This window comes from Rhodococcus sp. 05-2256-B1 (genome assembly GCF_002258465.1).
Taxonomy (GTDB): domain Bacteria; phylum Actinomycetota; class Actinomycetes; order Mycobacteriales; family Mycobacteriaceae; genus Rhodococcoides; species Rhodococcoides fascians.
Genome location: NZ_NOZA01000025.1, coordinates 175,597 through 182,994, shown reverse-complemented (window position 1 = coordinate 182,994; position 7,398 = coordinate 175,597). Strand labels below are relative to the sequence as shown.

General features: G+C 66.5%; 6 protein-coding genes and 1 pseudogene. 3 read left to right on the top strand and 4 right to left on the bottom strand.

Annotation, left to right across the window (positions count from 1 at the left end; all coding sequences use genetic code 11):
- From CH285_RS13400 to CH285_RS28805, 3 genes are all read left to right on the top strand, one after another.
- On the top strand, window positions 1-1,629 hold a 1,629-nt coding region (locus CH285_RS13400), incomplete at its 5' end, for a Mu transposase C-terminal domain-containing protein (RefSeq protein WP_256984158.1).
- Between the two features lie 4 nt (window positions 1,630-1,633).
- Complete coding sequence (locus tag CH285_RS13395; protein ID WP_255032407.1) at window positions 1,634-2,590, top strand: TniB family NTP-binding protein; 957 nt, start codon at window positions 1,634-1,636, stop codon at window positions 2,588-2,590.
- Window positions 2,587-3,873, top strand: coding sequence for a TniQ family protein (locus CH285_RS28805; RefSeq protein WP_428849463.1), 1,287 nt, complete (start codon window positions 2,587-2,589; stop codon window positions 3,871-3,873). The genes CH285_RS13395 and CH285_RS28805 overlap by 4 nt, the downstream gene beginning before the upstream one ends.
- Here CH285_RS28805 and CH285_RS13385 read toward each other — a convergent pair.
- The 4 genes and pseudogenes from CH285_RS13385 to CH285_RS13370 form a co-directional block, all read right to left on the bottom strand.
- Window positions 3,795-4,292: pseudogene (locus CH285_RS13385) on the bottom strand (cadmium resistance transporter); the annotation flags it as partial. The gene CH285_RS28805 and the pseudogene CH285_RS13385 sit on opposite strands and share 79 nt — an antisense overlap.
- Window positions 4,293-4,416: 124 nt before the next feature.
- Window positions 4,417-4,935, bottom strand: coding sequence for a signal peptidase II (gene lspA, locus CH285_RS13380; RefSeq protein WP_068049655.1), 519 nt, complete (start codon window positions 4,933-4,935; stop codon window positions 4,417-4,419).
- Entirely contained in the window at window positions 4,932-6,887 is a 1,956-nt protein-coding gene (locus CH285_RS13375; RefSeq protein WP_094642706.1) for a heavy metal translocating P-type ATPase, read from the bottom strand. Before CH285_RS13375 ends, lspA begins: the two co-directional genes overlap by 4 nt.
- On the bottom strand, window positions 6,884-7,264 hold the full coding sequence (locus CH285_RS13370) for an ArsR/SmtB family transcription factor (RefSeq protein WP_008720464.1): 381 nt from the start codon (window positions 7,262-7,264) through the stop codon (window positions 6,884-6,886). The genes CH285_RS13375 and CH285_RS13370 overlap by 4 nt, the downstream gene beginning before the upstream one ends.
- Window positions 7,265-7,398 lie beyond the last annotated feature (134 nt).

The window sequence follows — 7,398 nt, the reverse complement described above, 5'->3', positions numbered from 1 at the left end:
GAGCAGTGGGAGCAGGCACGGACGCGGTTTGCAGTGCTCAGCGAACTAGCGGATCTATCCTCGATTGGTACCGCAGTGGTCGAGGATGCAGCGCAGCAGTTGGGGGTCTCGCCGCGGCGTGTGTACGTGCTGCTGTCCAGGCTCCGGAATGGGGGAGGGGCGGTCACCGATCTGTTGGTCTCCGCACCTTCAGGCGGGCGCGGACGCTCCCGCGTGCCGACCGAGGTGGAAGTGGTAATCGCCGAGCACATCAACCGTGACTTTCTGGCTCGCCAGAAGCTCAGTGTGGCTGCGCTGCATCGTCGTATCGCGCTCGCCTGCCGCCGCGCCGGACTCCCGATCCCAGCCCGCAACACAGTCAACGCGCGGATCGCAGCAATGCACCCGGGCCGCGTCGCACGCTCACGTGGCGGACCGGACGCGGCCCGATCGCGGCAATCCGCTGGCGACGTCCCGCCGCCGGTGACGGCCGTTCTGCAACAAGTCCAGATCGATCACACCGTGGTCGATCTGATGATCGTCGACGAATACGACCGGGCACCGATCGGACGTCCGTATCTCACGATTGCCATCGATGTCTTCAGCCGCTGTGTGCCAGGGTTCGTCGTCACACTCGATCCGCCGTCCGCAGTGTCCGTCGGGTTGTGTCTGGGCAGGGTGTGCTCGGACAAGAGCGTATGGATCGACGCTTTGGGCCTTGGCGCGGATGTGCGGTGGCCGATGGTCGGAAAGCCGCGCGCCTTGTATGTCGACAACGCCGCCGAGTTCAAAAGTGAAGCGCTCCAGCGTGGTTGCGAGCAGCACGGCATCGACCTCGGCTACCGACCACCCGGCCGGCCGCATTACGGCGGGATCGTCGAACGCATCATTGGCACCGTCATGACCCAGGTCCACGAACTCCCCGGCACCACGTTCTCGAACCCAACGCAGCGGGGCAGATACGACTCAGAGGGCACGGCAGCCCTGACGCTACGAGAATTGGAACGCTGGCTGATCCTCGCGGTCGCGGCGTACCACGCGGACGTGCACACCGGCCTGAGCCGGAGCCCCGCTGCGCAGTGGATCAGCAGCACCGACGCCGATACTGCTCGATCGACGTCGACAGTGGTGGGCGAGACCGCATTCCTGGTGGACTTCCTTCCCGTCATCCGGCGTCGCCTGACCCGGACAGGGTTCGTCATCGACCACATCCAGTACTTCTCGAACGCTCTGAAACCGTGGATCGCTAGGCGAGAGAAGTTGGGTCAGTTCGTGATCCGGCGTGATCCACGAGATCTGAGCAGGGTGTGGGTCCTGGACCCCGACAGCGGCGGCGGGTATGTCGAGGTGCCGTACCGGACGATGTCACATCCGGCGGTGACATCGTGGGAACACCGGGCAGCGGTGGTGCGTCTTCGAGAGCACGGCCGAGCAACTATCGACGAACACGCTCTGTTCGCGATGATCGAGAAGATGCGTCAGGTAGCCACGTCGGCAGAGCGGGACACCAAACGAGCCCGACGTAATCGCACTCGCCGTGCCCACCTGAGCAGCGTCACCACACCACCGAACGCGATGGGCCCGCCCGAGAGTCGCCCCGGTACCGACCAAGTACCGGTTCCGATCTTCGACGACATCGAAGAATGGTGAATCGATGAACGACGACCCCCGAATCACTCCTGCAGGCGACGGTAGCGGCGAAGACATCGACCCCGGTAGTGCGGATCTGATCCACCTGCGAAGTTCGGTCAGATCGATAGCGGGTCTTCCTGCTGCACAACGCATCAGGCACATTCGTACGGAACGGTGGATCGGGTATCCGCGTGCACGGTCGGTGATCGTGCACCTCGAGACGTTGCTGGTGTGGCCGGATCGGCAACGAATGCCGAACCTGCTTCTGATCGGGCCGACGAACAACGGCAAGTCGATGATCATCGAGAAGTTCCGGCGTGCGCACCCCGCTGTCAGCTTGCCCGACCGTGAGCAGATACCGGTGTTGTGTATGCAGATGCCCCCGGACCCGGCACCCGGACGGTTCTACCTGGCGATGCTCGCTGCCCTCGGAACGCCGATGCGCCCGCGAAGCCGCGTTCACGAACTAGAACAGCAAGCGGTGACGCTGTTGCGAGCAACCGGGGTTCGGATGCTGATCATCGACGAGCTCCATAATGTTCTCGCCGGTCGCGACAACGTGCGCCGAGAATTTCTGAACCTGTTGCGGTTTCTGGGCAACGAGCTGCGGATCCCTCTCGTCGGAGTCGGTACCCGAGAGGCGTACCTCGCGATCCGCAGTGATGCACAGTTGGAAAACCGTTTTCACCCCATGACGCTGCCGATCTGGACCAACGACACCGACACCCGCTCCCTGCTGGCGAGCTTCACCGCCAGCTTCCCGTTGCGTGCGCCCTCGTACCTGACATCGGCGGAGATGACCGATTACCTCCTCACCCGGTGTGAGGGCACCATCGGCGAACTGGCCACGCTGTTGACCGCGGCCGCAGTGACCGCAATAGAAGCCGGAGAGGAAGCGATCACCTCACAGGTGTTGACCCAAACCGCCTACTTCGGGCCCACCGAACGCCGCCGCCACTTCGAACGGCACCTGGCATGACACCAGCCGATGCCCCTGCAGCGCACACAGCGCTCGACCACAGTGCGCATCCGCCGTGGCCGCTGCGCCCGCAACCACTACCTGGCGAGACTCTGATGTCGTGGCTGGCCCGGACCAGCGCACTGTATTCGTTGATCAATACAGCGGACCTTCTCGACGGGCTCGGTGTCGACACCTCGAGCGTGGACCTGGACCGGCACACACCCGAGCCGGTGCTATCGGCGCTTGCCCAGAGGAGCACCTGTACGGCGGAACGGCTGCGGGAAATGACGTTGGCGGGCTGCACGCCCTGGCTGCTCGACAGCACCGACCCCACCGAGTGCGACTTCGACACCTACGTCCACCAGTTCTCTGTCCTACTACCGGCGGGTCTGGCGATGGCCGATCGACGTCGACGCGCACCGCCCGCCGGCACATGGCTTCCCTGGGTAAGCACGCTGACTACACGGGCATGCCCTCTGTGCATCGACACCCTCGACACACACGCCGACATCGCGGTCATGATGGCTCAGCAATACCCGATGCTGACCAGCTGCACCAAGCATCTCTGCCGGCTCGAATTCTGCAGCGTCGTACCCGGCAGACTTGTCTTCTGGGACAGGACACCAGCAGGCTCGGACGAGCACGCACCACCGATACCGGTCGCGGCGGCCGTCGCAGAAATCGACAGACGCAGCGTCACCGCGTTGACGTGCGGGTCGGTCGAGCTCGGCGCGGGCCGTGTTCATGCAGCAGTGTGGTTCAGGCTGCTGCGCACCGTCGTCGACGAAGTATCAACACCTCTGGTCCGCACCGGATGGTGGGCAAAGCCACTCAGCGCGATCTGGAAATCCACCGGCCGTTCTCGCCCGCTCCGAACATCGTGGGTTCCGTTCGAGGACCTGCGCTGGGAAGAACAAGCAGCAGTACTGACCGCCGCCGCGACCGCGATCATCGCGGTCGAGAACGATGAGATTTTCGCGGGTGGTGCTGATGCGGCTCTACTGCGCCCACGCTCGTACGAGCCGGTTGATCCGGGGACCGCTCCGACGCGGTCTCGCAGTCCGGTACCCGCCCGCAGCGCCTGGGACGGTGTGATTGCGGCGATCGATGCCGCTGCCGCTGGAGTTGCCGGGCGAACAGACGTCGGTCATGACGCGGCGACGATGAGCCGGCCGAGGACACCGGATTCGAGCAGGATGATCGCACCCAGGACGATGAACACCACGGGTACGAGCCAGTGCTCGACCCGTTCGAGAGTGTCGACGACCTTTCTGCGAGTGCCCAACAGTCTGCCTGCGTAGCACCAGATTCCCACGCAGATCAGGAACACGGCGATGGTGACCGCGGTCTGTGGCGCACCGAGCGTGCGGAAGACCGGGGTGTAGACGGCGATGTTGTCGGCTCCGTTGGCGATGGTGATGGCGGCGACACCGACCATCCCTGTTGCCACCACCGGGGCCTCGTCCTCGTCGCCGCTGCGCAGGCCGCGGATCAGGCCCCAGACACCCAACGACAGGGGCAGCAACCCCAGTAACCCGACCCAGTCCTCCGGGACGATCACCAATCCCAGGGCAGCGACGACACTGATCGCGACGAGGGTGATCAGGCCGGCGTACTGGCCGGCAACGATCTGCCATGCCCGCGGCCGCCCCTGGCTGGCGGAGGCGACGAACAGCACGGTCAGCACGACGATGTCGTCGATGTTGGTGCCGGCGAACATCGCGACCGCCGCGGCGATGGTGGTGATCACTCCCGCACCGAGCGGCCACGGCGGGGCGGCTGAACGTCGTGTCCGGAGGGCTGGACCGCGGTAGAGGTGGATCGGCTGCGAGGCCGCGAGGCGGTCATCCGGATTTTTCCTGCGCGTGCGCGGTACGAGTAAGGGCCGCTTCCTCCCAGAGTATGGAGCCGATGACCAGTACGACACCACAGGTGAGGTAGGTGTCGGCGAGATTGAAGGTGGGCCACCAGCCGGTGTGGAAGTAGTCCGTGACGCGACCGTCGACGGTGCGGTCGATCACGTTGGCGGCGGCGCCGGCGACGATCGCCGACAGTCCCACAGTCCCCAACGGTGAGCCGGTGGGGACAGTGCGCCACGCGTACACACCGATGCCGACGGTGATGATGGCGGTGACCGCGATGATGACCCACGGCGGCAGTTGGTTCCCGACGCTGAAGGCGACACCACTGTTGTAGGCCAACTTCAGTTGCAGCACGCCTAGCTCGACGATGCGGCCGTCGGAGAGTGCGCGGCGGGCGACGGGGTCGCCCGCGAGTGCGACGCCGATGAGTACGACGGCGACGATCGTCAGGGTCCGCCGGGACCGTGGCGCCGAGATGCCCGGGGCTGCGTCGGCGCTCATATGCGGGCCTCGGCTGCCGTCGGGGCCGATGCGGGTGCCGGTCCGGTGGTCAGGGGGTGGGCGCGGCCTGCCCGGACTCCGTTGGCGATGACCACGATCTCGGCGAGTTCGTGCACCAGAACCACTGCTGCCAGGCCCAGAATCCCGAACAGGGCGAGCGGCATCAGAACGGTGATGATCGCCAGAGACAGCCCGACGTTCTGCAGCATGATGCGCCGAGATCGGCGTGCGTGGGCCAAGGCGTGTGGCAGATGCCGGAGGTCCTCGCCCATCAGGGCGACGTCGGCGGTTTCGATGGCCACGTCGGTTCCCATGGCTCCCATGGCGATACCGAGGTCGGCGGTGGCCAGTGCGGGGGCGTCGTTGACACCGTCGCCGACCATCGCGGTCGACCGTCGGACCTTCAGGTCGCTGATGATGGCTGCCTTGTCCTCCGGTCGCAGGTCCGCATGGACCTCCTCGATGCCGACATCGGCGGCCAACGCTCGGGCGGTGCGTTCGTTGTCCCCGGTCAGCATCGCGACGTGGTATCCGTCACGGCGGAGACCGGCGACGACCTCCGCGGCTTCGGGTCGCAGTTCGTCGCGGACCGCGATCGCGCCGAGTGTTCGGCCGTCCTGCTCGATGAGCACGGCGGTGGCTCCGGCGCGCTGCATCCGTTCCACCTCCGCCGCCAGCGGGCCGGGCTCGATCCAGCCCGGCCGTCCGAGCCGGACGTCGGAACCGCGCAGGCGGCCGGTGAGGCCGGCACCGGTGACGGACTCGACGTCCTCGGCGGGGGTGTGGTCGTCGACGGCGGCGAGGATCGCCGCGGCCAGGGGGTGCTCGCTGCGCACCTCGAGCGCCGCGGCCACCGCGAGGACCTGTTCGCGGGTCGCGCCGTTCACGGTGGCGACGTCGATGACGACCGGCTTGTTGCGGGTCAGGGTGCCGGTCTTGTCCAGTGCGATTCCGCGGATGCGGCCGAGGGCTTCCAGTGCTGCGCCGCCCTTGACCAGGACACCGAGTTTGCTGGCAGCGCCGATCGCAGCGACGACGGTGACCGGGACGGCGATGGCCAAGGCGCACGGTGAGGCAGCGACGAGGACGACCAGTGCGCGTTCGATCCATATCCGTGGGTCGCCGAGGAGGCTGCCTACAGCGGCGATGAGGGCCGCGGCGACCATGATCGCGGGCACCAAGGGTTTGGCGATCGTATCGGCCAGTCGCTGCGCCTCGCCCTTGCGGGACTGCTCGGCCTCGACGATCCGGACGATCTTGGCCAGCGAGTTGTCCTCGGCGCGCGCGGACACCTCGACCTCGAAAACCCCGGTTCCGTTGATGGACCCGGCGTACACCTCATCGCCGGGCCCTGCCTCGACGGGCACCGATTCGCCGGTGATCGCCGAGGTATCGAGCGCGGTGTTGCCACTGCGGATCGTGCCGTCGGTGGCGATGCGCTCGCCGGGCTTGACGATCATGATCTCGCCGACCGTCAACTCGGTCGGCGACACCACCTGTTCTCGACCATCTCGTCGGACGGTGGCGGTGTCGGGAACCAACGACAGCAGCGCCCGCAGACCTCGCCGGGTGCGGGCGACCGCGTACTCCTCGAGGCCTTCGCTGATGGCGAACAGGAACGCGAGCATCGCAGCCTCGCCGACCTCACCGAGGATCACGGCGCCGACCGCCGCGATGGTCATGAGGGTGCCGACGCCGATCTTGCCGCGGGCGAGCCGCTTCAGGGTCGACGGTACGAAGGTGTAGCCGGCGACGATCAACGCGACCGATTCGAGTACCAGAGTGAGACCATCGGGACCGCCGGTCCAGCCAATGGTCAGTCCGGCCGCCAGCAGAGCGCCAGCGACAGCCGCGGCTCGGATCTCGGTGATCTGCCACAACCTGTCGGGTTCCTGCTCGTCGTCGCCGCCCGGGCGGGGCTCGTCGTGGTCGCAGCCGCATGCGTCGCTCATCCGGTCACCGCCGACCCGGCGGGCGCGGTGCCGTAAACCGGGCAGAGTGCCACCGCGTTCCCCGTGACGGCGAGGAGGGTCTCGGCCGAAGCGAGCAGGTCCAACAGTTCCGGCCGGACGAGGGAGTAGAACACCTGCCGGCCCTGGGGGCGACCGACGACCAATCCGCAGTCCCGCAGGCACGCCATGTGCGCCGATACCGTCGACTGTGCCAGCCCCAGCTCGCTCACCAGGTCCGCTACACGCACCTCCCTGCTGGCGAGACGGCGAACGATAGCCAACCGTGTCGCATCGGAAAGGCTGTGGAACAACGACACTGCCGCATCGAAAGTCGACGTGGAACCGCCGGGCAGGCGGCCATCCTTATTGATCGTCATGCAACGATGATAGCATCTAAGCCCGGTATGATCGCTATGCGTGAATGCTCGGCCCCGGTCTCGTCGGCACGAGTCCGATCCTCGTCGTGCCGTACTGAGACAGGACGACGGCACGACGAAGAACACCTCCGTGG

Excerpts from the sequence above, each read along its gene's own strand:
- CH285_RS13375 (WP_094642706.1), bottom strand. The coding sequence starts at position 6,887 with ATGAGCGACGCATGCGGCTGCGACCACGACGAGCCCCGCCCGGGCGGC.
- lspA (WP_068049655.1), bottom strand. The coding sequence starts at position 4,935 with ATGAGCGCCGACGCAGCCCCGGGCATCTCGGCGCCACGGTCCCGGCGG.
- CH285_RS13370 (WP_008720464.1), bottom strand. The coding sequence starts at position 7,264 with ATGACGATCAATAAGGATGGCCGCCTGCCCGGCGGTTCCACGTCGACT.
- CH285_RS28805 (WP_428849463.1), top strand. The coding sequence starts at position 2,587 with ATGACACCAGCCGATGCCCCTGCAGCGCACACAGCGCTCGACCACAGT.
- CH285_RS13395 (WP_255032407.1), top strand. The coding sequence starts at position 1,634 with ATGAACGACGACCCCCGAATCACTCCTGCAGGCGACGGTAGCGGCGAA.